Below are 22,808 nucleotides of genomic sequence, written 5' to 3'. Positions count from 1 at the left end.
TCGGCGGTCATGCCTCGACCCAGGTGATGCCCGCGATCCGCCCGGTCGTCCCGTCGCGGCGGTAGCTGAAGAGCGTCTTGTCCTCGTTCGTGCACCGCGGGTCGAGGCCGATCTTGCCGACGCCCAGGTCGGCGAGCTGCCGCCAGAGCCCGGCGCGCAGGTCGAGCCCGGGGGTGCCCTTGCGGGTTTTGCAGGCGCTGCCGGGGACGTGCTTCTCGACGTCGGCGGCCATTTCGGCCGGGACCTCGTAGCAGTCGCCGCAGATGGCCGGGCCGAGCAGGGCTTCGATGCGGTGCGGCTCGGCGCCCGCCTCACGCATGGCGGCGACCGAGGCCGGGACGACGCCGACGCGCGTGCCGACGCGGCCGGCGTGCACCGCCGAGACCACCCCGGCCTCGGCGTCGGCCAGCAGGATCGGGACGCAGTCGGCGACGAGCACCACGAGCGCGACGCCCGGCGTCGCCGTCACCAGCGCGTCGGTCGCCTCCGCGGCCTTCGTCTCCGAACCGTCCACGATGGTCGCCGTGCGGCCGTGGACCTGTTCCATCCAGGCGAGCTTGTCCTCGGTCAGGCCCAGCTCGGTGGCGAGCCGCTTGCGGTTGGCGTAGACGTTCCCCTCGTCGTCGCCGACGTGGTCGGCCAGGTTGAAGGTGTCGTACGGCGGGCGCGAAGCGCCGCCCGCCCTGGTCGTGACGACCCGCCTCACTCGCATGCCTTCATCCTCCCAAACGCCGTGAAGGCCTCCTTCCCGGCCTGATGCACCGGTAAGGAGGCCTTCACGGACCGACTGTGGCTAGCGCCGCATGAACGGCGGGACGTCGACCTCGTCGTCCGACGGGTTGTCGTGCACCGGCATCGCGCGGCCGGGCAGGCTGCCCTGGGTCGCGTTGGAGCCCATCGGCGAGTAGCCGCGCGAACCGCCGCCCGGCTGCGGGAGCCCGCCCGAAGGCTGGTTCCCCGTGGCCGACGGCAGCGGCGAGTGCGACCGCGGCGGCGCCACCGGGTAGCCGGAGCTGCCGGCCGACGGCACCGGCGTGGCCCCCGACGGCGGCGTCGAGGGGTTCGAGACCTGGCCGGCCGAGGCCGACGCGGTGGTCCCCGAGGCCCGCGAGCCGGACCCGAAGGTCGACGGGTCGAGCTTCTTGTGCGTCGGCGCGCCGGCGTCGAACCCGGCGGCGATCACCGTGACGCGGACCTCGTCGCCGAGGGAGTCGTCGATGATCGTGCCGAAGATGATGTTCGCGTCCGGGTGCGCGGACTCCTGCACCAGCGACGCGGCCTCGTTGATCTCGAACAGGCCCAGGTCGGAGCCGCCCGCGATGGACAGCAGCGCGCCGTGGGCGCCGTCCATCGACGCCTCCAGCAGCGGCGAGTTGATCGCCTTCTCCGCCGCCTGGATGGCCCGGCCCTCACCGCGTGCCGAGCCGATGCCCATCAGCGCGGAGCCCGCGCCGGACATGACGCTCTTGACGTCGGCGAAGTCGAGGTTGATCAGGCCCGGGGTCGTGATCAGGTCGGTGATGCCCTGGACACCGGACAGCAGCACCTCGTCCGCGGAGCGGAACGCGTCCATCAGCGACACGCCGATGTCGCCGAGCTGCAGCAAGCGGTCGTTCGGGATCACGATGAGCGTGTCGCACTCGTTGCGCAGCGCCTGGATGCCGTCTTCGGCCTGCTTGCCGCGGCGCTTGCCCTCGAAGGTGAACGGCCGGGTCACGACACCGATGGTCAGCGCGCCCAGCTTGCGGGCGATCTGCGCCACGACGGGGGCGCCGCCGGTGCCGGTGCCGCCACCTTCGCCCGCGGTCACGAACACCATGTCGGCGCCCTTGATGACCTCTTCGATCTCTTCGCGGTGGTCTTCGGCGGCTCGCTGGCCGACCTCGGGGGCGGCGCCCGCGCCGAGGCCACGGGTCAGCTCGCGGCCGATGTCCAGCTTGACGTCGGCGTCGGACATGAGCAGTGCCTGGGCGTCGGTGTTCACCGCGATGAACTCGACACCCTTGAGGCCGACCTCGATCATGCGGTTCACGGCGTTCACGCCGCCACCGCCGATGCCGACCACCTTGATCACCGCAAGGTAGTTGTGCGGGGGCGTCATCGAAGTCCGCCTTCCTGATCGTTGTGCCCGTACAGCCCGCCGGCCGGTGATCACCCTCAACCTCAACCCCAGATTGAGAGTTATGTCAACTGCCGACGTTAGGCAGGACGGTAGGCACCAGGCACGCTCTAATCCAGTAGGCACGCCGTGTGTCGCAAAGGTGTTTTGCCACAACACGTTCGAGCGCGCAAGAGCGGGGAGCCGGGAGCACCGCCCCGGCCCGATCTGCTATGGCGCAAGATCAGGCGGGCACGGGCATGCTCATCAGGACGCCGGAGGGCGCTCCGGTGGCCGATCCGCCGGGCGGCTCGACGCTCAGCGCGACGTGGTCGGCGTTCCCGGCGCCGTCCGCCACGACCAGGGAACCGTCCGCCGCGCCGGGGATCACCCCGGCCGAGCGCGGGGCGGCCGAGCCGGTGATCAGCCAGGCTTCGTACACCTTCCCGCCCGGCTGCGACGGCAGGCCGGCGTCCATCACCATGACGCGGTCGAGCGACCGCGAGGAGATGACGGTCACACCGCCGCCGATGGGCGATTCGCCGTGCGCGGTCTTCGCGTCCGGCGCCGCGAGCAGCGCCGCCACCGGCTCGAACCGCTCCTTGGCCTGGTCGAGCCGGCTCTGGGCGGCCTGCAGCTCGTGCTGCTGGGTCAGCGCGATCCCGCCGAACACCCCGCCCGCGGCGAGCCCGACGACGGCGGCCGCGGCCGCCACGACGACCGCCCAGCGCGGCGCCCGCGCCGAGCGGCGGTGCCGCTCGGGCGAGCCGGGCCGGGTCCGGGGCGGCAGCTGGCGGGTGGCGTGCATGGCCGTCAGGACGCGGTCCTTGAACTCCGGCGGCGGCTCCTCGGCCATCGCCGCACCCAGCCGGGCCGCGGTCGCGCGCAGCTCGGCGACCTCCTGCGCGCACGACTCGCACTGCTCGAGGTGGCGGGCGAACTCCGCGCGCTCGACGTCGGAGACGGCGTCGAGGGCGAAGGCGCCGGCCAGGGTGTGCATCTCCGGTGTGCTCACGCGGTCACCCCCAGGCAGTCCCGCAGGCGGATCAGCCCGTCCCGGAGCCGCGTCTTGATGGTTCCTTGCGGCGTCGACAGCACTTCGGCCACCTCGCGATACGTATAGCCCTGGTAGTAGGCGAGCAGCACGGACTCGCGCTGCAGATCGGTCAGGAAGGACAGGCAGCGGCGCACCTGGGAGCGTTCTAGCCGCGCGGTGACGGACTCGGCGACCTCGTCGAACGGACGGCCGCGGGCGGCTTCGAAGGTCGCCTTCTGCTCGCGTTCGGTGCTGGCCCGCGCCGAGCGGACGCGGTCGACCGCGCGGCGGTGCGCCAGCGTCATCGCCCAGTTCAGCGCCGACCCCTTCTCCGGCGCGTACCGCGTCGCGGTGCGCCACAGCTCGACGAGCACCTCCTGCGCGACCTCCTCGGACTGGGCCGCGTCGCGCACGATCCGCCGGACGAGCCCGAAGATCGGCCCGGCGAGCTGGTCGTAGAGCAGTTCGAAGGCCCGTTCGTCGCCCTTCGCGACCCGCACCATGAGGTCTTCGGCGGTGGGCCCGGCGGCGTCGTCGGGGGCGGGCACCGGAGCCATGCGGCGCGGGCGAGCCGGCTCATCCATGCAGCTGTCCTCCGGCGTTCTGCGGCGTGCGCGGCGCGACCGCGGCCTTCCGCAGCCACAGCGCGACGCCGTGGCGGCGGATCAGCGCGGACACCCGCTGCGGGAGCAGCGGCCGGGCCAGCACCAGCCGGGCCAGCCACCGCGGGTTCACCGGGCGGCGAACTCCCCGCAGCGTAGCGACCAGCGGGGTCGAGGTCCCCCGGCGCAACGCGACGGTGAGGTCGAGCAACGCCTCCGGGTGGGGCAGGCGCATCCGGTACTCGCCCTCCATCTCCTGGAACGGCGAGACGTAGAACTCCTTGGCCGCGCGGGCGAGACCGGCGTCGTCAGGGCGCAGCAGGTAGGCGTGCCGGCCGCCGTAGGTGTTGTGCACCTCGGCGACGACGCACTCGAGGCGGCCTCCGGGGTCGTGGCACCAGTAGACGCTGATCGGGTTGAACACGTACCCGAGCACGCGCGCGGCGGCGAGCATGACGACCTTCCCGCCGCGCAGGTCGACCTCGCGTTCGGCCAGCCACGCGTCCAGCTTCTCCCGGATCCCGCGCGGGTCGCCCGCGACGAAGTGGTCCCGGCGGTCGAAGCGGGCGAACGGCCGGGACCACCACGGCAGCCGCGGCAGCGCGTCGAGGTCGACCAGCCAGAGGTACACGCGGTGCGCGAACGCGTGCGGCGGGTCGATCCGCCGCACGTGCGCGACCGTGGCGTCGTAGAGCGCGTTCGTCACCACACGACTCCCAGGCTTTCGGCGGCGCGGGCGCCCGAGGAGCAGCCGTCTTCGTGGAAGCCCCAGCCGTGGTAGGCGCCCGCGTAGGCGAGCACACCGTCGTTGAGCTCGGGCAGACGTCGTTGCGCCGCAACGGATTCCGGCGTGTAGACGGGGTGTTCGTACGCCATCCGCGCGACGAGGTGCTCTTTTTCCGGACCGTCACCGGGGTTGAGCGTGACGACGTACCCGGTCGGCTCGTCGAGGCGCATCAGGCGGTTCATGTCGTAGCTGACCTGGACCGCGCCGGTGGGCGCACCGCAGGCCGGGGCGCGGTAGTTCCACCCCGCGCGCGCGTCGGCCAGCGAAGGCAGGACGCTCGTGTCGGTGTGCAGCCAGGCTTCGTTGGCCGAGTAGCGGAACGCGCCGAGCACCCCACGCTCGGCCTCGGTCGGGTTGGCCAGCAGGGACAGCGCCTGGTCGGCGTGCGTGGCGACGACGACCCGGTCGACCCGGTGCGGGGTGTCGGCGTCGTCGCGGATTTCGACGCCGCCGCCCGTCCGCAGCACCGAGCGCACCGGCGTCGACAGGTGGACCGCGGTGAGCTGCTTCGCCGCGCGCTCGACGTACTCGCGGGATCCGCCGGCCACGGTCCGCCACGACGGCGAGTTCCGCACCGAGAGCATGCCGTGGTTGCGGAGGAACTCGAACAGGTACCGCGCGGGGTACCGGAGGGTGTCGGTGCGGTCGGCCGACCAGACCGTGGACACCAGCGGCAGCATGAAGTGGTCGACGAAGTAACGGGTGTAGCCGCCGACGGCGAGGAACGCGCCGAGCGTGAGGTCACCGGCGTCCTTCGCGTCGAGCAGCCGCTTCGCGTGGCGGTGGAAACGCTTCACCTCGGCCAGCATCCGCAGGTAGCGGCCGCGGACGAGGTTGCCGCGCTGGGCGAACAGCCCGGGCAGCCCCTTCGCGCCGGCGTACTGCAGGCCGCAGCCGTCGCAGCGGACGCTCATCGACATCTCGGTGTCGCGGGTGTGCACCCCGAGTTCGGCGAACAGCTTCAGCAGCGTCGGGTAGGTGCGCTCGTTGTGGACGATGAAGCCGGAGTCCACGCCGACCGTGCCGCCGTGCGAGCTCGGCACGTCGTGCGTGTGGGCGTGCCCGCCCAGCCTGCTGTCGGCTTCGAACAGCAGCACCTCGTACTTGCGTTGCAGCAGGTAGGCCGCGGTCAGCCCGGCCACCCCGCTGCCGATGACGCCGATGCGTTCTCCCGTGATCTCCACACCGGTGCTTCGGGACCGCGGGCTCCTCGGATTGGCAGGGTGGGCGACCAATCCACCGCGGCGGGGAGAGCGAATCCCGGACATGCCGAACAGCACCGCGCACCGCCTCGCCTCGTTCGCCGGAAAGCTCCTCGGCGGGCAGCTCCCCGTGGCCTTGCGAACCTGGGACGGAACCCGCGCCGGCCCAGTGGACGCACCGACGGTGGTGCTGCGCAACCGCCGCGCCCTGCGCCGCCTGCTCTACGCGCCCGGCGAGCTGGGGCTCGCCCGCGCCTACGTCACAGGTGACCTCGATGTCGAGGGAGACCTGACGGACGGCTTCCGCCGGATCTGGGACCTCACCCGCGCGGGTGAGCTCAATCGGGTGAAGCTCGGGCCGCGGGAATGGGCCGGGGCCGTCTCGCTCGCCGCCCGGCTGGGTGTCTTCGGGCTCCCTCCCCGGCCGCCGGCCGAGGAGGCCCGGCTGTCGGGCAAGCTGCACAGCCCACTCCGCGACAAGTCCGCGATCGCGCACCACTACGACCTCGGCAACGCCTTCTACCAGCTCCTGCTGGACGAGTCGATGGCCTACTCCAGCGCGTACTTCACCGCCGAATCGCAGAGCCTCGAACAGGCGCAGCACGACAAGCTGGAGCTGATCTGCCGCAAGCTCGGGCTGCGGCCGGGCATGCGGCTGCTCGACATCGGGTGCGGCTGGGGCTCGCTGCTGGTCCACGCGGCCAAGCACCACGGCGTGCACGCGGTGGGCATCACGCTCTCGGCCGAGCAGCTGCAGCACGTCCGCGGCCGGCTCGCCCAGCACGACCTGGCCGACCGGGTCGAGGTGCGGCGGCAGGACTACCGCGAGCTGCCGGACGCGCCGTTCGACGCGGTCGCGTCCGTCGAGATGGGCGAGCACGTCGGCGAGATCAACTACCCGGCGTACGCCGCGACGCTGTTTCGCATGGTGAAGCCGGGCGGGCGGGTGCTGCTGCAGCAGATGTCGCGCGGCGCCGACGCGCCCGGCGGCGGCGCGTTCATCGAGCGCTACATCGCCCCGGACATGACCATGCGGCCGGTCGGCCGGACGCTGGACCACCTCGAGTCGGCCGGGCTCGAGATCCGGGACGTGCACGCGATGCGCGAGCACTACGTGTGGACGGTCCGGGCCTGGGCGGAGACCCTGGAGCGGAACTGGGCCGACGTCGTCGCGCTCATCGGTGAGACCGGCGCGCGGGTGTGGCGGCTGTACCTGGCAGGCGGGGCGCTGGCGTTCGAGGAGAACCGGATGGGCGTGGACCAGATCCTCGCGGTGCGACCGCACCCGGACGGCACGAGCGGCATGCCCGCGACGCGGGAGTGGTCCTGATGCCGCAGCTGCTCGTCACCGCCGCCGTCACGCTCGTGGCGGTCGCGGTGACCTTCGGGATCGCGCTGGCGCGCAAGCGGTACGACACGATCGACACGTTCTGGGGACTCGGCTTCGCGATCGTCGCCGCCGTGGCGTACCCGTTCGGGGACGGTCCGCCGGCCCTGCGGCTCGTAGTCGTCCTCCTGACGGTCGCCTGGGGCGTGCGGCTCTCGCTGCACCTGCACCTGCGCAACCACAAGCTGCCCGAGGACCCGCGGTACGCGCGGATGGGGCACGGGCGGCTGCGGATGTTCGTCCGCGTGTACCTGTTCCAGGCGGTGGTGCTGTACTTCGTCTCCCTTCCGGTGCAGTTCGCGGTGGACGGCACGGGGTTCGGCGTCCTGGGCCGGCTCGGCGTCGCCGTGTGGATGCTCGGGTTCGCGTTCGAGACGATCGGCGACGAGCAGCTGCGCCGGTTCAAGGCCGCCCCGGCGAACCGTGGCCGCGTGCTGGACACCGGGTTGTGGCGCTACACGCGGCACCCGAACTACTTCGGCGACGCGTGCGTGTGGTGGGGCCTCTACCTGCTGGCGTGCTCCACGTGGCCGGGCGTTTCGACGATCCTCTCCCCCGTGGCGATGACCTTCACGCTCGCCCGCGGCACGGGCAAACCGATGCTGGAGAAGGGCATGGCGAAGACCCGGCCGGCGTACGCGCACTACGTCGAGCGGACGAGCGGCTTCTTCCCGTGGCCGCCCCGGCGCGTCACTCCCCGGTGAGACCGTCGGTCAGCTCGCGCAGCACGTCGAGGTGGCCGACGTGCCGCGCGGTCTCCTCGATCATGTGCGTGATGACCCAGCGGACGTTGAAGGTCTCGTCCTTGTGCGTCACTTCGTCGTCGAGGCCGTGAGCGGCAGTGATGTTGCGGCTGCGGGCGCACTGCTTCTCGTAGCCGGCGAGGAGGGTTTCCAGCTCGGTGTCGGGTGGGACCCGGAACTCCGCGTCCGGGTCCTGCTCGAGTTTCGCCTCCCAGGTGTCCTCCTCACCGTCGACGACGACGCCGAACCAGAACCATTCGTTCAGCGTGAGGTGGGCGACCAGGCCGGCGATGGTCGTCAGCTCACTGGGCAGGTGGACGCGGCGGGCCTGCTCCGCCGTGAGCCCGCCGCTCTTCCACGCGACCGTCGCGCGGTGGTAGTCGAGCAGGTTGGTGAGGATTTCGCGCTCCCCGCCGGTCAGCGGGACCTTCGGGCGCTCGGGTCTGGTCATGCCCGGGACTGTGCCAGAGGGGCCCGACAGTTCCGGTCACGCAGCGGGCCCCTGCCGCTCGTCTCGAACGACTCACACCCTCATCTCGGGCTTCTCGGTCAGCCAGCCCGAATTCAGCATCCGCGTCAACATCGGGTAGAGCACGCCCGACCGGACCCCGGCGCGTCGAGACAAGTCGTAGGCCTGCCGCTGACAGAAATACCTTGTGCACGATGTAATCGTGGGCTAGGTTTACGGACGTGCCGGACGAGTTCCTCCTGGATGAGCAAGCCTGCTTCGCGCTCTACGCGGCGTCTCGAGCGGTGACGGACACGTACCGTCCGCTGCTCGGCGAACTGGGTCTCACCTACCCGCAGTACCTCGTGCTGCTGGTGCTGTGGGAGTCCGACGCCCGGCCGGTCAAGGAGATCGGCGAGGCGCTGCACCTGGACTACGGCACGCTTTCCCCGCTGCTCAAACGACTCGAGGCGAACGGGCTGGTGACGCGGGCGCGCCGGCCCGCCGACGAGCGCACCGTCGTGATCAGCCTGACCGAGGAGGGCCGTTCGCTGCGCACCCGCGCGGCGGGCGTCCCGTCGGCCGTCGGCTGCGCGCTGGGCCTCGACGACGGTTCGCGGCGGGAACTGATAGCGACCCTGCGGCGGCTGACGGCGTCGGCCATCGCCTACACACATGGAGGCCCTGATGCCCAGCCGTGACGCGACCACCCACTGGGTCGGCGGACTGCAGAACGGAAAGGGCGAGGTCACGCTGGACTCGTCCAACGCCGGCACCTTCGCCGTCTCGTTCCCGACCCGCGCGGGCAACCCCGAGGGCCAGACGAGCCCGGAGGAGCTCATCGCGGCCGCGCACTCGTCCTGCCTGACGATGAACCTGTCGGGCGTGCTGGAGGCCCAGAAGCTCACCGCGGACTCGATCGACGTCAGCGCCGAAGTCACCCTCGGCCCGGCCAAGGGCGGCGGCTTCGAGATCAGCGGCATCGCGATCACGCTGCGCGCGTCCATCCCGGGCGTGACGGCGGAGCAGTTCGCCGAGTACGCGGAGACGGCGGAGAAGACCTGCCCCGTCACCAAGGCCCTGGCGGGCACGACGATCACCCTGGACGCGGCGCTCAACTGACGCGTCTTCCGAGAACGGCCCCTTCGCGTCCGGCGAGGGGGCCGTTCCGCGTCAGCGGGTCGTCGCCTTGGCTCGATAAGTCGACTTCTTCGCCTGGTTCCCGCAGATCTCCATCGAGCACCACCGCCGCGTCCCGGGCCGGGATGTGTCCAGGAACAGCGCGCCGCACCGCGGTCCCGCGCAGGGGCGGACCCGCGCGAACTCCGGTGACGTCACCAGGTCCAGCGCGTCACGGACCAGCAGGGCCAGCATCGCCGACGACGGATCCTCGGCCTGCCAGCGGAGTTCGCCCGACGCCGTCAGCGAAGGGGCGGGCACCGGCAGGGCCGCGAACCGGTTCAGCCGCTGCCGGGTCGAGGGGCGCACCGAAGTCGTGAGCAGCTCGTGGATCGCTTCGCGCACGACCCGGGCGTCGTGGACCGACGCCGGGCGGACCGGGGTCCCGAACGGACCCAGCTGGTCGATCCAGGCGCCCCACGCCGGCGCGTCCGGCAGCTCCTCGAGTTCCTCCGGGGTGCCGCGGTAGCGCGCGGTCCGGACGAAGTCGAGGCACAGCCTGCCCGCGCCGCTGCGGAATCGGTCCGTCATACGGGTCACCGTACGCCGGAACCGGTTTGACTGGTACCGTCGGGAACCGATCAAACCGGTTCCAGCACGCGGGGGCACGATGACCGAGACCAAGCAGGACGCACCGCCGGGGTGGCTCGTGCTGCTGCTGGCCGTCTCCTGCGGGCTGACGGTCGCCAACCTGTACTACGCCCAGCCGCTGCTCTCGGAGCTGCGGCAGACCTTCGGGGTCGGCGAGGCCGCCGCGGGCGGAGTCGTCACCGCGACCCAGCTCGGCTACGCCGCCGGGATGCTGCTGCTCGTCCCGCTCGGCGACCGGCTCGAGAACCGCGGCCTCGTCGCGACGCTGCTCGCGCTCGCCTGTGCCGGGCTGGTGGTCACCGGGGTCGCGCCCGGCTTCGCCGTGCTGCTGATCGCGTCCCTGCTCGTCGGCGCCGCGTCGGTGGTCGTGCAGATCCTCATCCCGTTCGCCGCCGACATCTCCCCGGACGACATCCGCGGCCGGATCGTCGGGCGCGTGGTGAGCGGGCTGCTGTTCGGGATCCTGCTCTCACGCGTGGTCGCCAGCCTGGTCGCCGAGGTGACGAGCTGGCGCGTCGTGTTCCTGATCTCGGCGGCGGCGATGGCCGCGCTCGCCGTCGTCCTGCGATTCATCCTGCCGCGCCGCGCCCCCAAGACCGACGTCCACTATGGACAGCTGATCCGCTCGACCCTCGCCATGGCGCGGAAGCACCCGGCGCTGCGCCACCGGGCCCTCTACCAGTCGGCGATGTTCGGCGCGTTCAGCGCGTTCTGGACGACCATCGCGTTCGTGCTGACGGCGCCGCCGTTCAACTACACCCAGCTCGGCGTCGGCCTGTTCGCGCTGGCCGGGGCGGCCGGCGCCGCGGTGGCACCGCTGGCCGGGCGGTGGTCGGACCACGGCCACGGCCGGCGGCTCACCGCGGGGGCCTTCGTGCTCTGCGCCGCGGCCTTCGCCCTCGCCGGGTTCGGCGCGCACAGCGTCATCCTGCTGGCGATCGCCGCGATCGCGGTCGACATGGCGGTCCAGGCGACGCTGGTGACCGGCCAGCACGTGATCTACCAGCTCGATCCATCGGCCCGCGCCCGGGTGAACAGCGTCTACCTGGGCACGTTCTTCATCGGCGGCGCAATCGGCTCCCAGGCGGGCTCGATCGCCTACCACCTCGGCGGCTGGACGGCGGTCGTGGTCTTCGCCGGTGTGCTCCCGCTGCTCGGCCTGGCCGGGATGACGCGCACCCGGGTCTAGGCGAACACGGCCCGGTTCGCTGCGACCCACTCGGCGTAGGTCGTCCCCGGGCGGCCGAGCAGGTCCTCGACCACCCCGGTCGACACCTGCGGGTGCCGCAGCGTCTCCTCGAAGCCGTCGAGGAGCCAGTCGACGGCGACCTCCGGAATGCCGAACCCGACCCACTGCGCGCGCTGCTCCGCGCGGGTCAGCTCGTGGAACCGGATTTCCTTGCCCAGCACCGATCCCAGCGTCGCGACCTGCCCGCGCAGGCTGATCGCCTCCGGTCCACTGAGGACATACGTGGCGCGGGAGTGCCCTTCGGTGGTGAGCACCCGGGCGGCGACCGCGGCGATGTCGCCGAGGTCGATCGGGGTCTGCGTCGCGTCGCCGTAGGCCATGGCGACCTCGCCGGCGCGGACCATGCCCGCCCAGTCGAGCGTGTTGTTCATGAACGCGCCGGGCCGCAGGAACGTCCAGGTGAAACCGGCTTCCCGGACCGCCGCCTCGACCGCGCCGTACTCGTTGCCGCTGGAGCCGTCGTGGCCGTCCCCGACACTGCTGCCCGACAGCGCGACAACCCGCTCGACGCCCGCCTCCCCCGCCAGTTCGCAGAACCGCCGTACGGTCCGCGCCATCGGGGCGAGGTACACCGCGTCGACGCCCTTCAAGGCCACCGGAAGCGTCGACGGCTTCGCGAGAGAACCGACAACCACCTCGGCTTCCGGCGGCAGCTTCGCCCCGCCCGGGGTCGACGGTCAGCGCCCGCACGGAGGCCCCCGCCGCCAGCAGTTCGTCGACCACCAGGCGGCCCACGCTGCCGGTCGCGCCCGTCACCAGGATCGTCATGACACCCCTCCTCATATCCGTATGCCGTACGAGATCGTACGGCATACGGGAAGACGGATGCACATGGTTTCCGCTCCGACGATCTCGCGCACGCCCAGCCATGCTGCGCAGACGAGGAGCCAGCGAACCCCGAACTTCAGGAGGTGATGGTCGGCAGTTCCGGCGCCGCGACGTCGTAGATCTTGCCCTCCTGGGTGAGCAGGGCCGCCAGGACCTTGGCCTTGCGGTCCGTCTGCTCCGCCGTTCCCCAGCGGACGATCTTGCCGCTGGCCAGCGTGAACTCGACGCTCGCCGGGGTCTTCGCCGTCGCCGTTGTCACCTGCTTCAGGAGCTGCTCCGGGATCACGCCGAGGACCGCCGTCACCGCTCGGGTCACCGGGTTGTCGGCCGACACCTTCGGCAGGCGGAGCTCCGGCAACCCTGGCGGGCGCGCGGCGACCGTCTTGAACACCACGCCGCCGCCGTCGACGAGGTGGACGCCGTCGCCGCCCGGGCCGCTGTCGAAGAACGCGATCGCCGTGCGCTCGGTCACCGTGATCTCGACCGTGTTCGGCCACGAGCGCGACACCTCGACCGTGGCGAGGCCCGGCATCCCGGCCACCCGGTCACGGATCTCGTCGGTGCTCAGCCGCAGCATCGGCTTGTCGGCCGGGACCGCCGCCACCGTGCGGATCTGGTCGGCCGGGACCGTGCGCGCGCCGCTCACCGAGACGTCCTTCACCCCGAGCATCGAGCTGAAGAACAGCAGGTAGACCAGGGCCACCACGGTCAGCACGCTGAGCAGCGCGACCCAGCGGCGGCGGATCTCCACCTGCCGGTTGGGGCGGTTCCGGGTCCCCGCCTTCGGCCGGGCGGCCGTGCGGGTGCGGCGGCGTTCCTCTTCGGACCGCCGCCCCCGCCGTTCCCGCGCCAGGGCAGCGCGGTCCCGTTCGTCCTCTTCGGACGGACGACGGCGTTCCCTGGTCGGACTCATGGGTCAGCGCTTGTCCAGCTCGGCGATGATCTCGGGCCCCAGCTGCGTCACGTCCCCGGCGCCCATGGTGACGACAAGGTCGCCCGCGCGCACCAGGCCGGCCACCAGGCCCGGAGCGACGTCGAACGCGGGCTCGTAGTGCACCGGCACGGTGACGCGGTCGGCGATCAACGCGCCCGTGACGCCCGGCTCCGGCTCCTCGCGAGCCCCGTAGACGTCGAGCACGACGACCTCGTCGGCCAAGGACAACGCGGCCGCGAACTCCGCCGAGAACAGCTTCGTCCGCGAGTACAGGTGCGGCTGGAACACGACGACGACCCGGCCGGCCCCGGCCGCGGTCCGCACCGCGCGCAGCTGCGCGGCGACCTCGGTCGGGTGGTGGGCGTAGTCGTCGTAGACGCGGACGTCGCCGGCGCGGCCCTTGAACTCGAAGCGGCGACGCACACCGCCGAACGCCGCGAGCCCTTCCACCAGGCCGGGCACGGGGGCGCCCAGCTCGATCCCGGCGAGCAGCGCCGCGACCGCGTTGAGCGCCATGTGCTCACCCGGCACGGCGACCCGCACCGAAACCTCGGCACCGTCCAGCAACAGGCGCACGACACCGCCGTCCGGCGCCGGGGCGTAGTCCAGCACACGCGCGTCGCCGGAATCGGTCACCGTGCGGCCGTAGCGGCGCACGCGGACGCCCAGGTCGGCCGCCTGCGTGCCCAGTTCGTCCGCCGCGGGGTCGTCCCCGCAGACGATCAGCAGGCCGCCCGGCACGATCCGGCCGACGAACTCGGTGAACACCTTGGTGTACGCCTCGGCCGTGCCGTGGTGGTCCAGGTGGTCCGGCTCGACGTTCGTCACGACCGCGACCGACGGCAAGTAGGTCAGGAACGAGCCGTCGCTCTCGTCGGCCTCGGCGACGAACACGCCACCCTCGCCGTGGTGGGCGTTGGCCCCGGACTCGTTGAGGTCGCCGCCGATGGCGAACGACGGGTCGAGCCGGCAGTGCTGCAGCGCCACGGTGAGCATCGACGTCGTCGACGTCTTGCCGTGCGTGCCCGCGATGCAGGCGACGCGGTGGCCTTCCATCAGCCCCGCGAGGGCCTGCGCCCGGTGCAGCACCGGGATGCCGGCGGCCCGCGCCGCGGCCAGTTCCGGGTTGGTCTCCTTGATCGCCGTCGAGACGACCACGGCCGACGGCGGCTCCGCCAGGTCGGAGATGTTCGAAGCGGCCTGGCCGACGAACAGCTCGGCGCCCTGGGCGCGCAGCGACAGCAGCGCGCGCGACTCCTTGGCGTCCGAGCCCGACACGAAGGCCCCCCGGGCCAGCAGGATCCGCGCGATACCGGACATGCCGGCGCCGCCGATCCCGATCAGGTGGGCCCGGCGCAGTTCTTCGGGCAGTTCAGGCACCTGCGGCCTCCAGGACGATGCGGGCGAGGGTCTCGTCGGCTTCGCGGTGGCCCATGCCGACCGCCGCCGCGCCCATCTTCGCGACGCGGTCCGCGTCGGTGACCAGGGGGACGACCAGGTCGGCGACCTTGGCCGGGGTGAGGTCGGCGTCGAAGACCATCAGCGCGGCCCCGGCGTCGACGGCCGGCCGGGCGTTGGTGGCCTGCTCGCCGTTGCCGTGCGGCAGCGGGACGAACACCGCGGGCAGCCCGACCGCCGTCACCTCGGCGACGGTCATCGCGCCCGAGCGGCACACCGCGACGTCGGCGGCCGCGTAGGCCAGGTCCATCCGCTCCAGGTACGGCACCGGCACGTACGCCGGGCGGCCCGGGAATTCCTGCACGACCAGGGTGTTCTTGGGGCCGTGCGCGTGCAGCACGCCGACGCCGGCGTCGGCGAGGTCCTTCGCCGCGCCGGAGAGCGCGGCGTTGATCGACTGCGCGCCCTGCGACCCGCCGAACACCAGCAGCGTCGGGGCGTCCGGGTCCAGCCCGAAGTGCTTGCGCGCCTCCGCCCGCAGGCCGGCCCGGTCGAGCGACGTGATCGACCGCCGCAGCGGGATCCCGACGACCTCGGCCTTCGGCAGTGGCGTGCCCGGCACGGCGACGGCGACGCGCTTGGCGAACCGCGCGCCGACCTTGTTCGCCAGGCCCGGCGACTGGTTGGCCTCGTGCACGACGATCGGGACGCGCCCGCGCGCGGCGAGGTAGGCCGGCAGGGCGACGTAGCCGCCGAAGCCGACGACGACGTCCGCGCCGACCCGGTCCAGCACCTCACGGGTCTTGCGCACCGAGTCACGGACCTTCAGCGGCAGCCGCAGCAGCTCCGGGGTCGGCTTGCGGGGCAGCGGCACCGGCGGGATCAGCTCCAGCTCGTACCCCCGCGCGGGGACGAGCTTGTTCTCGAGGCCGCGCTCGGTCCCGAGGGCGATGACCGTCGCGTCCGGGCGCAGCCGCTTGACGGCGTCGGCCAGGGCGAGGGCGGGTTCGATGTGTCCTGCGGTGCCACCTCCGGCGACCACGACCACGGGCGCCTTGCCCGCGGCGGCTCGCTCGGCTCCCTTGACGGGGTTACTCACCAATGACCTCTCCGGTTCGCGGTACTCCGGGTACCACGGCTCGCTGTTGTCCGCGCGGTCCCGCCGCGAGACGTGCTCGTGCGGGCCGCGCTCGTCCGTGCCGCGCTGCGGCGCACCGGCTCGCGGACCGACCTCCGTCGTTCCTGCGCCGGGGCTGGCCGCGCCGCACGGGGCGCCGGCCTGGCCGCCTTCGCCCCACTACGCCCCGCCGCCTTGCGCGTGGCGGGCGGGCGGTACGGGTCGGGCGCGGGCAGCCGCAGCAGACGCCCGAATTTACCCGGCCCCTGTGTGCGCAGTGCGGCCACCGCCTCCGGTTCGTGCCGGGCGGCGTTCGCGAGCACGCCCATGATGAGCATGGTGATCACCAGCGAGGTGCCGCCGTAGGAGATCAGTGGCAGCGTGACGCCGGTGACCGGCAGCAGGCCGACGACGTAGCCGATGTTGATGCCGGCCTGCGCGACCAGGAAGACGGTGAGGGTGCCGGAGACGATCCGGATCCACGGGTCGATGTTGCGGGTGGCGATCCGCAGCCCGACCACGGCGACCCCGGCGAACAGGCTCAGCACCACGATGCAGCCGATGAAGCCGAGCTCCTCGCCGATCAGGGCGAAGATGAAGTCGTTCTGGACGTTCGGCAGGTAGCTCCAGCTGGCCGCGCCCTGGCCGAGGCCCTTGCCGAGGAAACCGCCGTCGGCGAGCGCCAGCTTGGCCTGGTTGGCCTGGAAGCCCTCGGCGCTGGTGTCGGCGTCCGGCGAGAGGAACGACATGACCCGGGCGAGCCGGTAGGGCGCGATGAGGGCGAGCACGAGCACGCCGGCCAGGCCGCCGGCGAGGATCACGCCGAACAGCCGTTTCGGGGCGCCGGCGAACCACAGCAGCGCCAGCAGGACGACGGCGAGGGTCACCGTGCCGCCGAGGTCGGGCTGCAACATGACCAGGGCGAACATCAGCAGCGCGATCGGCACCACCGGCACCAGGAGGTGGCGCCACTGGTGGATCACGTTGTACTTGATCACCAGGATGTGGGCGCCCCAGAAGGCCAGCGCGACCTTGGCCGCCTCGACCGGCTGGAACGTGAAGTCGCCGATCCGGAACCAGCCCTGCGAGCCGTTGACCGTCGAGCCCAGCGGCGTGAGCACGAGCACCAGCAGGCCGAGGCAGATCACCGTCGCGGTGGCCGACATGCGCCGGATCCGCTCGAGCTTCACCCGCAGGCCCAGCCAGAACACCACCGAGCCGATGGCGACGAACACCAGGTGCTTGACGAACAGCGAGTACACCCCGCTGCCGGTCTTCGGGTTGTAGGACTCGACCGACGACGCCGACAGCACCATCACGATGCCGATGACGGTCAGCACGCCGGTGAGGGCGAGCACGAGGTGGAACGACGCGAGCGGGCGCGAAAGCCACGCGGTCAGCGCGGTCCGGAAGGCGACGAACCCGCTCTCCTTGCGCTCGCGGCGCGGCCGCTTCGGCGGTACCTGAGGCTTCGGCTCAGCTGTCGTCGTCACTCGGCTCTCCCGCTGCGTCGTCGCGAAGGACGTGCACCGCCGCGGCGAACGCGTCGCCGCGTTCGCCGTAGTTGCGGAACATGTCCAACGACGCCGCGGCGGGTGCCAGCAGCACCACGTCACCTGGCCGGGCCATCGCGCTGGCCGCACTCACCGCCGCAGTCATGGGTTCATGGTCACCCGGACGGAGGCTGTTCACCGGGACATCCGGCGCGTGTCGCGCCACCGCGGCGGCGATCACGGGTGAATCGACCCCGAGTAGCACAACTCCGCGGAGGCGGCCAGCGATGCTGCTCACGAGTTCGTCGACCGACGCGCCCTTGAGCTGGCCCCCGGCGATCCACACGATGCTCTCGTGGGCGCGCAGCGACCCGGCGGCCGCGTGCGGGTTGGTCGCCTTCGAGTCGTTGACGTACCGGACCCCGGCGACCTCGGCGACCTCGACCGCCCGGTGCGGCGCCGGCTGGTACTCGCGCAGGCCCTTCAGCACGGCCTCCGGCGAGACGCCGTGGGCGCGGGCCAGCGCGGCCGCCGCGAGGGCGTTCGAGACGTTGTGCGGGCCCGCCGGGCGCACGTCGGAGAGCGTCGCGAGCTCCTCGGCGCTGGTCGCCGGCTCGGCGACGAAGGCGCGGTCGACCAGCAGGTCCTCGACCAGGCCCAGCTCACCGGCGCGCGGGGTGTCGAGCCGGAAGCCGACGCGGCGGGCGCCTTCCGGGGCGTGTTCCCCGGCGATCCGGGTGGACCACTCGTCGTCGGCGTTGTGCACGGCGACCTCGGCGCGGGTGTAGACCCGGCCCTTCGCGGCCGCGTACTCGTCCATCGAGCCGTGCCAGTCGATGTGGTCCTCGGCGAGGTTCAGCACCACGGCGGCGTCCGGGGAGAGGGTCGACGACCAGTGCAGCTGGAAGCTCGACAGCTCCACGGCCAGTACGTCGTAGCCCGCGCGGACCGCGTCGAGCGCCGCGTAGCCGATGTTCCCGCAGGCCACGGCGTGGGCGCCGGCGGCCTTGAGGATCGACTCCAGCATGCCGACGGTTGTCGTCTTGCCGTTGGTCCCGGTGACCACGAGCCACGCCGGCGGGTGGTCGCGCAGCCGGCCCACGCGCCAGGCGAGCTCGACGTCGCCGATGACCTCGACGCCCGCCTCGGCGGCGGCCACGAGCAGCGGCGACGTCGGCCGCCAGCCCGGGCTGGTGACGACGAGGACGACGTCGGACGGCGGTTCGGTCAGCCCGGGCACCAGCTCGGCGCCGAGGCCCGTCAGCTCGGCCAGGCGCTCGGTGTTGCCGTCGGTGACGGTGACGCGCGCACCCAGCTCGAGCAGCACGGGCACCACCGACTTGCCGGTGACCCCGGCCCCGGCGACCAAGACGTGACGACCGGCGATCTCCAAGGTCAGCCCCCGAGACCCAGCTGCTCGCTGTAGAACAGGCCGAGCCCGAACATGCAGCAGATCGCCGAGAGCAGCCAGAACCGGATGATCACCGTGGTTTCGGCCCAGCCCGCGAGCTCGAAGTGGTGGTGGAACGGCGCCATCCGGAACAGCCGCCGCCGGGTGGTCCGGAACACCGCGATCTGGGCCACCACCGAGATCATCTCGACCATGAACAGGCCGCCGATGACGATGGCGAGCAGCTCGGTGCGGGTGGTCATGGACAGCCCGGCGACCAGGCCGCCGAGGGCCAGCGAACCGGTGTCGCCCATGAAGATCTTCGCCGGGGCCGCGTTCCACCAGAGGAACCCGACGCAGGCGCCGGCCGCCGCGGCGGCCACCACGGCCAGGTCCAGCGGGTCGCGGACGTCGTAGCAGGCGGCGGCCGGGCCGTTGGCGCAGGACAGCCGCTCCTGCCAGAACGAGATGACGACGTAGGTCGCGAGCACCATCGCCGCCGCGCCGCCGGCCAGGCCGTCGAGGCCGTCGGTGAAGTTGACCGCGTTCGACCAGCCGGAGATCACGACGTAGCAGAAGATCACGAAGATCACCGACGGGAAGGTGATCAGCGCGAGGTCACGGACGTAGGAGAGGCTCTCCGACGCCGGCGTGATGCCGTGCTCGTTCGGGAAGTTCAGCGCCAGCACCGCGAACGCGATGGTGACCACCAGCTGCCCGACCAGCTTCGCGGTCTTGTTCAGCCCGAGGTTGCGCTGCTTGCGGATCTTGATGAAGTCGTCGAGGAACCCGACGATCCCGAGGCCCACCGCGAGCATCAGCACGAGCAGCCCGGAGGCCGTCGGAGCGCCGCTGCGGGAGTTGAACATCCAGTTGATCAGGTGCGCGGCGAAGTACCCGACGACCATCGCGATGATGATCGCGACACCGCCCATGGTCGGGGTACCGCGCTTGGACTTGTGTCCCTGGGGGCCTTCCTCGCGGATCTCCTGGCCGAAGCCCTGCCGGGAGAAGACCCGGATCAGGTAGGGCGTGAGCAGGATGGAGATCAGCAGGCCCGCCGCGGCCGCGATCAGGATGCTGATCACGCGTCACCACCGTTCGAGCGTTCCGTGGAGTTGTCTGGGGAGGTTTCCCGGGGTTCGAGCAGGGCTTCGGCGACGCGCCAGAGACCGGCGGCCTTGGACGCCTTGACCAGCACGACGTCCCCGGGACGGAGCTGATCATGCAGCAGGGCGACGGCGGCCTCGACGTCGGGTACCAAGGTGGATTCCTCGCCCCAGGAACCCTCCTGGAACGCGCCCTGGTGCATGGCCGCCGCCTCGGGACCGATCACGACGAGCTTGGCGATGTTGAGCCGCACGACGAGCCGGCCGATCTCGTCGTGCGCGTTGACCGCGTCCGCGCCGAGCTCGCCCATCACGCCGAGCACGGCCCAGGACCGGCGGCCGCTCTCGCGGGTCATCGCGGCCAGTGCCTTCAGGCCGGCCCGCATCGACTCGGGGTTGGCGTTGAAGGAGTCGTTGAGGATGGTCACGCCGTCGGGGCGGGTGACGACCTCCATGCGGCGCGCGGAGCGCCGCTCCACGGCCGACAGCCGCGTGGCGATCTCGTCCGGCGACGAGCCCAGCTCCAGGGCGATCGCGGCGGCGGCGAGCGCGTTGCTCACGTGGTGCTCGCCGTGCAGCGGCAGCCGCACGTCCGCCTCCCCGGCCGGGGTGACCAGCCGGAAGGACGCGCGGGCCTGGTTGTCGAGCGTGGTGCCGGTCGCCCGGACCTGCGCGGACGCGCTTTCGCCGAAGAACACCACGCGGGCCTTCGTGCGGCTCGCCATGGCCGCGACCAGCGGGTTGTCGAGGTTGAGCACCGCGACGCCGTCCTCGGGCAGGGCCTCGACCAGCTCGCCCTTGGTCTTCGCGATGCCTTCGCGCGAGCCGAACTCGCCGACGTGGGCGCTGCCGACGTTGAGCACCGCGCCGATCCGCGGCGGGGCGATCTCGGCGAGGTGGGCGATGTGCCCGGGCCCGCGCGCGGACAGCTCCAGCACCAGGTGCCGGGTCTCCGCGTCGGCGCGCAACGCCGTCCAGGGGTGGCCCAGCTCGTTGTTGAACGAGCCGGGCGGCGCGACCGTCGGGCCCAGCGGCTCGAGCAGCTGCGCGATCAGGTCCTTGGTCGAGGTCTTGCCGGACGAGCCGGTGACGCCCACGACCGTCAGATTGCCCTCGGCCAGGCGCTGCACGACGTACCGGGCGAGCTTGGCGAGCGCGCCCAGCACCGCGGCGCCGGAGCCGTCCTTGTCGCCGGTCAGCGCGACCGAGCGCTCGTGGGCCTCGCCCGCGGCCAGTGGCGGGACGACGATCGCGGGCGCGTCGACCTCGCGGGCGGCCAGCACGGCGACGGCACCGGCCTCGACGGCCTGCGCGGCGAAGTCGTGGCCGTCGACCTTCTCCCCCGGCAGGGCGACGAACAGGCCGCCGGGGACGAGCTTCCGGGTGTCGAACTCCACGCCGCCGGTCACCTGCGCGCCCGGGTCGGCGCGGTGCAGCCGGCCGCCGACGACGTCGGCGATCTCGGCCAGGCTGAGCACGATCACACACTCACCTCGAGTTTGTTGCGGATGGCCGCGGCCAGCTCGTCGCGGTCGGAGAACGGGTGCACGACGCCGCCGGCCTCCTGGCCGGACTCGTGCCCCTTGCCGGCGAGGAAGACGATGTCGCCCGGCCCGGCGAGCGAGACGGCGTGCGCGATGGCCTCGCGGCGGTCGGCGATCTCGACGACCTCGCCGCCCTCGGCGGGCCCGACCGCGCGGGCGCCGGCGAGCATCGCGGCGCGGATCGCCGCCGGGTCCTCGGAGCGCGGGTTGTCGTCGGTGACGATCAGGACCTCGCTGCGGCGGGCCGCCGCCTCGCCCATCATCGGGCGCTTGGCGGTGTCCCGGTCGCCGCCGCAGCCGAGGACGGTGATGATCCGGCCCTCGGCGCGGGCCCGCAGCGCGTCCAGGCCCTGGGCGACCGCGGCCGGCTTGTGGGCGTAGTCGACGACGGCGGTGAACTCCTGGCCGACGTAGACCCGCTCCATCCGGCCCGGGACCTGCACCTCGGCGAGCCCGGTGACGATGTGCTCCAGGCTCACCCCGGCGGTGCTCAGGATCGCCGCGGCGAGCACCGCGTTGGCGACGTTGAACTCGCCGGGCAGCGGGATCCGGGCCGGGGCGCTGAGGCCGTCCGGGCCGTGCAGGGTGAACGTCTGCTCGCCGTTCGGGGTGGCCTCGAGGTCGGTGGCCTTCCACGCGGCCTCGGTGCCCGGATCGGTGGTCACGGTGATCGTCCGCGGCGTGAGCAGCGCCTGGCCCCACGCGCTGTCGACCACGACGACCTCGGTGGTCGAGCGGCCGTCGAACAGCAGCGACTTCGCGGCGAAGTACTCCTGCATGTCCTTGTGGAAGTCCAGGTGGTCCTGGGAGAGGTTGGTGAACGCGCCGACCGCGAACCGGGTGCCGTTGACGCGGCCCAGCGCGAGCGCGTGGCTGGAGACCTCCATCGGCACGTGCGTGACGCCGCGCTCGAGCATCACCGCGAGCAGCGCCTGCAGGTCCGGCGCCTCCGGCGTGGTGAACCCGCTGACCAGGCGTTCGCCGGCGATCCGGGTCTCGACCGTCCCGATCAGGCCGGTGGTCAGGCCGGCGGCCTGGAGGCCGGCGTCGACCAGGTAGGACGTCGTGGTCTTGCCGGAGGTGCCGGTGACGCCGAGGACGGCCAGGTTCAGCGAGGGCTCGCCGTAGATCCAGGCGGCGATCTCGCCGAGGGCGGCGCGCGGGTCGGGGTGCACGAGGACCGGGACGCCGGCCTCGCGCAGGGCGGGCCGCTCGGCGCCTTCGGCGTCGGTGAGGACCGCGACGGCACCGGCGGCGACGGCCTGGTCGCTGAAGTCGGCGCCGTGGGCGCGGGCGCCGGGCAGCGCGGCGAAGAGGTCGCCGGGCAGCACGTGCTGGGCGCGCAGGGTGGTGCCGGTGACGGTCAGCTCGGCCGCGTCGGGGCGGTCGGCGATGAGGCGGGCGTCCGCCCTGGCGAGGAGGGTCGCCAGCGGGACCGGGTCGATGCGCGCCGGGCGCGGCGGCGCGGGGACCGCTTTCACCGGGCTTTCCGGCACCTGGGAACTGGACGAGGACACGGACACGGCCAAGAGGCTACCGGCGGCCGGTTCGGGGGCCCGCACGCGGTACGGCGATTGCGTGCGGGCTCGGCACATGTGCTAGACGCGGTTCCGCACCTCGTTGCGCCGCAAGGACTTCTCCGGCGCTGCGGACCGATGTGGACGTTGGACGCG

The 22,808-nt window shown here is 72.5% G+C and carries 21 protein-coding genes and 1 pseudogene; 5 read left to right on the top strand and 17 right to left on the bottom strand.

Features of this window, described 5'->3' with window-relative positions; all coding sequences use genetic code 11:
• Nucleotides 1-7: 7 nt before the first annotated feature.
• The 6 genes from pgeF to ACH54P_RS44590 form a co-directional block, all read right to left on the bottom strand.
• A complete protein-coding gene (gene pgeF / locus ACH54P_RS44615) occupies nucleotides 8-712 on the bottom strand; it encodes a peptidoglycan editing factor PgeF (RefSeq protein WP_489909331.1) in 705 nt (234 codons plus the stop codon).
• 81 nt (nucleotides 713-793) lie between these two features.
• Nucleotides 794-2,101: a cell division protein FtsZ gene (gene ftsZ, locus ACH54P_RS44610; RefSeq protein ID WP_489909330.1), complete on the bottom strand. Its 1,308-nt coding sequence runs from the start codon at nucleotides 2,099-2,101 to the stop codon at nucleotides 794-796.
• A 241-nt stretch (nucleotides 2,102-2,342) separates the two neighbouring features.
• Nucleotides 2,343-3,113: an anti-sigma factor gene (locus ACH54P_RS44605; RefSeq protein WP_489909329.1), complete on the bottom strand. Its 771-nt coding sequence runs from the start codon at nucleotides 3,111-3,113 to the stop codon at nucleotides 2,343-2,345.
• A complete protein-coding gene (gene sigK, locus ACH54P_RS44600) occupies nucleotides 3,110-3,718 on the bottom strand; it encodes an ECF RNA polymerase sigma factor SigK (RefSeq protein WP_489909328.1) in 609 nt (202 codons plus the stop codon). Before sigK ends, ACH54P_RS44605 begins: the two co-directional genes overlap by 4 nt.
• Entirely contained in the window at nucleotides 3,711-4,445 is a 735-nt protein-coding gene (locus ACH54P_RS44595; protein ID WP_489909327.1) for a DUF1365 domain-containing protein, read from the bottom strand. The genes sigK and ACH54P_RS44595 overlap by 8 nt, the downstream gene beginning before the upstream one ends.
• Nucleotides 4,439-5,707 carry an NAD(P)/FAD-dependent oxidoreductase gene (locus tag ACH54P_RS44590; protein ID WP_489909326.1) on the bottom strand — a complete coding sequence of 423 codons (1,269 nt, stop codon included), beginning with the start codon at nucleotides 5,705-5,707 and terminating at the stop codon, nucleotides 4,439-4,441. The genes ACH54P_RS44595 and ACH54P_RS44590 overlap by 7 nt, the downstream gene beginning before the upstream one ends.
• Nucleotides 5,708-5,789: 82 nt before the next feature.
• On the opposite strand from ACH54P_RS44590, the gene ACH54P_RS44585 reads away from it, so the two are divergent.
• Nucleotides 5,790-7,055, top strand: a complete 1,266-nt coding sequence (locus ACH54P_RS44585; protein WP_489909325.1) for a class I SAM-dependent methyltransferase — start codon at nucleotides 5,790-5,792, stop codon at nucleotides 7,053-7,055.
• On the top strand, nucleotides 7,055-7,816 hold the full coding sequence (locus tag ACH54P_RS44580) for a DUF1295 domain-containing protein (RefSeq protein ID WP_489909324.1): 762 nt from the start codon (nucleotides 7,055-7,057) through the stop codon (nucleotides 7,814-7,816). The genes ACH54P_RS44585 and ACH54P_RS44580 overlap by 1 nt, the downstream gene beginning before the upstream one ends.
• On the opposite strand, the gene ACH54P_RS44575 is transcribed toward ACH54P_RS44580, so the two are convergent.
• Nucleotides 7,803-8,306, bottom strand: a complete 504-nt coding sequence (locus tag ACH54P_RS44575; protein WP_489909323.1) for a DinB family protein — start codon at nucleotides 8,304-8,306, stop codon at nucleotides 7,803-7,805. The genes ACH54P_RS44580 and ACH54P_RS44575 overlap by 14 nt on opposite strands.
• 239 nt (nucleotides 8,307-8,545) lie before the next feature.
• Here ACH54P_RS44575 and ACH54P_RS44570 point away from each other — a divergent pair, with 239 nt between their 5' ends.
• Both ACH54P_RS44570 and ACH54P_RS44565 read left to right on the top strand, forming a co-directional pair.
• The gene (locus ACH54P_RS44570) at nucleotides 8,546-9,004 is read left to right on the top strand and encodes a MarR family winged helix-turn-helix transcriptional regulator (protein WP_489909322.1); all 459 of its coding nucleotides are present in this window, start codon (nucleotides 8,546-8,548) and stop codon (nucleotides 9,002-9,004) included.
• On the top strand, nucleotides 8,991-9,425 hold the full coding sequence (locus ACH54P_RS44565) for an OsmC family peroxiredoxin (protein WP_489909321.1): 435 nt from the start codon (nucleotides 8,991-8,993) through the stop codon (nucleotides 9,423-9,425). Before ACH54P_RS44570 ends, ACH54P_RS44565 begins: the two co-directional genes overlap by 14 nt.
• Nucleotides 9,426-9,476: 51 nt before the next feature.
• Here the strand turns inward: ACH54P_RS44565 and ACH54P_RS44560 are convergent, their stop codons facing one another.
• Nucleotides 9,477-10,013 carry a CGNR zinc finger domain-containing protein gene (locus ACH54P_RS44560; protein ID WP_489909320.1) on the bottom strand — a complete coding sequence of 179 codons (537 nt, stop codon included), beginning with the start codon at nucleotides 10,011-10,013 and terminating at the stop codon, nucleotides 9,477-9,479.
• Nucleotides 10,014-10,092: 79 nt separating this feature from the next.
• Between ACH54P_RS44560 and ACH54P_RS44555 the strand changes: the two genes are divergently transcribed.
• Complete coding sequence (locus tag ACH54P_RS44555; protein ID WP_489909319.1) at nucleotides 10,093-11,262, top strand: MFS transporter; 1,170 nt, start codon at nucleotides 10,093-10,095, stop codon at nucleotides 11,260-11,262.
• Here the strand turns inward: ACH54P_RS44555 and ACH54P_RS44550 are convergent.
• From ACH54P_RS44550 to ACH54P_RS44510, 9 genes and pseudogenes are all read right to left on the bottom strand, one after another.
• Nucleotides 11,259-12,090: pseudogene (locus tag ACH54P_RS44550) on the bottom strand (NAD(P)H-binding protein). The gene ACH54P_RS44555 and the pseudogene ACH54P_RS44550 overlap by 4 nt on opposite strands.
• A gap of 136 nt (nucleotides 12,091-12,226) precedes the next feature.
• Nucleotides 12,227-13,063, bottom strand: a complete 837-nt coding sequence (locus ACH54P_RS44545; protein ID WP_489909318.1) for a cell division protein FtsQ/DivIB — start codon at nucleotides 13,061-13,063, stop codon at nucleotides 12,227-12,229.
• A 3-nt stretch (nucleotides 13,064-13,066) separates the two neighbouring features.
• Entirely contained in the window at nucleotides 13,067-14,464 is a 1,398-nt protein-coding gene (gene murC / locus ACH54P_RS44540) for a UDP-N-acetylmuramate--L-alanine ligase (RefSeq protein ID WP_489909317.1), read from the bottom strand.
• The gene (gene murG / locus ACH54P_RS44535) at nucleotides 14,457-15,581 is read right to left on the bottom strand and encodes an undecaprenyldiphospho-muramoylpentapeptide beta-N-acetylglucosaminyltransferase (protein ID WP_489909316.1); all 1,125 of its coding nucleotides are present in this window, start codon (nucleotides 15,579-15,581) and stop codon (nucleotides 14,457-14,459) included. The genes murC and murG overlap by 8 nt, the downstream gene beginning before the upstream one ends.
• Entirely contained in the window at nucleotides 15,578-17,092 is a 1,515-nt protein-coding gene (gene ftsW / locus ACH54P_RS44530) for a putative lipid II flippase FtsW (RefSeq protein WP_489909315.1), read from the bottom strand. Before ftsW ends, murG begins: the two co-directional genes overlap by 4 nt.
• A complete protein-coding gene (murD, locus tag ACH54P_RS44525; protein ID WP_489909314.1) occupies nucleotides 17,076-18,485 on the bottom strand; it encodes a UDP-N-acetylmuramoyl-L-alanine--D-glutamate ligase in 1,410 nt (469 codons plus the stop codon). Before murD ends, ftsW begins: the two co-directional genes overlap by 17 nt.
• Before the next feature lie 2 nt (nucleotides 18,486-18,487).
• Nucleotides 18,488-19,570 (bottom strand): phospho-N-acetylmuramoyl-pentapeptide-transferase, encoded by a 1,083-nt coding sequence (mraY, locus tag ACH54P_RS44520; protein WP_364564743.1) that lies wholly within the window; start codon nucleotides 19,568-19,570, stop codon nucleotides 18,488-18,490.
• Nucleotides 19,567-21,075, bottom strand: a complete 1,509-nt coding sequence (locus ACH54P_RS44515; RefSeq protein ID WP_489909313.1) for a UDP-N-acetylmuramoyl-tripeptide--D-alanyl-D-alanine ligase — start codon at nucleotides 21,073-21,075, stop codon at nucleotides 19,567-19,569. Before ACH54P_RS44515 ends, mraY begins: the two co-directional genes overlap by 4 nt.
• Complete coding sequence (locus ACH54P_RS44510) at nucleotides 21,072-22,616, bottom strand: UDP-N-acetylmuramoyl-L-alanyl-D-glutamate--2,6-diaminopimelate ligase (RefSeq protein ID WP_489916996.1); 1,545 nt, start codon at nucleotides 22,614-22,616, stop codon at nucleotides 21,072-21,074. The genes ACH54P_RS44515 and ACH54P_RS44510 overlap by 4 nt, the downstream gene beginning before the upstream one ends.
• Between the last annotated feature and the right edge of the window lie 192 nt (nucleotides 22,617-22,808).

The organism is Amycolatopsis sp. N2S4-7, from assembly GCF_058119595.1.
Note: the sequence above shows the minus strand (reverse complement) of the source record. Positions and strands in the feature narration are given on the sequence as shown.

What these genes read in the sequence shown, in the direction of transcription:
- pgeF (WP_489909331.1), bottom strand. Translation starts at nt 712, where the DNA reads ATGCGAGTGAGGCGGGTCGTCACGACCAGGGCGGGCGGCGCTTCGCGC.
- ftsZ (WP_489909330.1), bottom strand. Translation starts at nt 2,101, where the DNA reads ATGACGCCCCCGCACAACTACCTTGCGGTGATCAAGGTGGTCGGCATC.
- sigK (WP_489909328.1), bottom strand. Translation starts at nt 3,718, where the DNA reads ATGGATGAGCCGGCTCGCCCGCGCCGCATGGCTCCGGTGCCCGCCCCC.
- ACH54P_RS44585 (WP_489909325.1), top strand. Translation starts at nt 5,790, where the DNA reads ATGCCGAACAGCACCGCGCACCGCCTCGCCTCGTTCGCCGGAAAGCTC.
- ACH54P_RS44580 (WP_489909324.1), top strand. Translation starts at nt 7,055, where the DNA reads ATGCCGCAGCTGCTCGTCACCGCCGCCGTCACGCTCGTGGCGGTCGCG.
- ACH54P_RS44575 (WP_489909323.1), bottom strand. Translation starts at nt 8,306, where the DNA reads ATGACCAGACCCGAGCGCCCGAAGGTCCCGCTGACCGGCGGGGAGCGC.
- ACH54P_RS44565 (WP_489909321.1), top strand. Translation starts at nt 8,991, where the DNA reads ATGCCCAGCCGTGACGCGACCACCCACTGGGTCGGCGGACTGCAGAAC.
- ACH54P_RS44560 (WP_489909320.1), bottom strand. Translation starts at nt 10,013, where the DNA reads ATGACGGACCGATTCCGCAGCGGCGCGGGCAGGCTGTGCCTCGACTTC.
- ACH54P_RS44555 (WP_489909319.1), top strand. Translation starts at nt 10,093, where the DNA reads ATGACCGAGACCAAGCAGGACGCACCGCCGGGGTGGCTCGTGCTGCTG.
- ACH54P_RS44545 (WP_489909318.1), bottom strand. Translation starts at nt 13,063, where the DNA reads ATGAGTCCGACCAGGGAACGCCGTCGTCCGTCCGAAGAGGACGAACGG.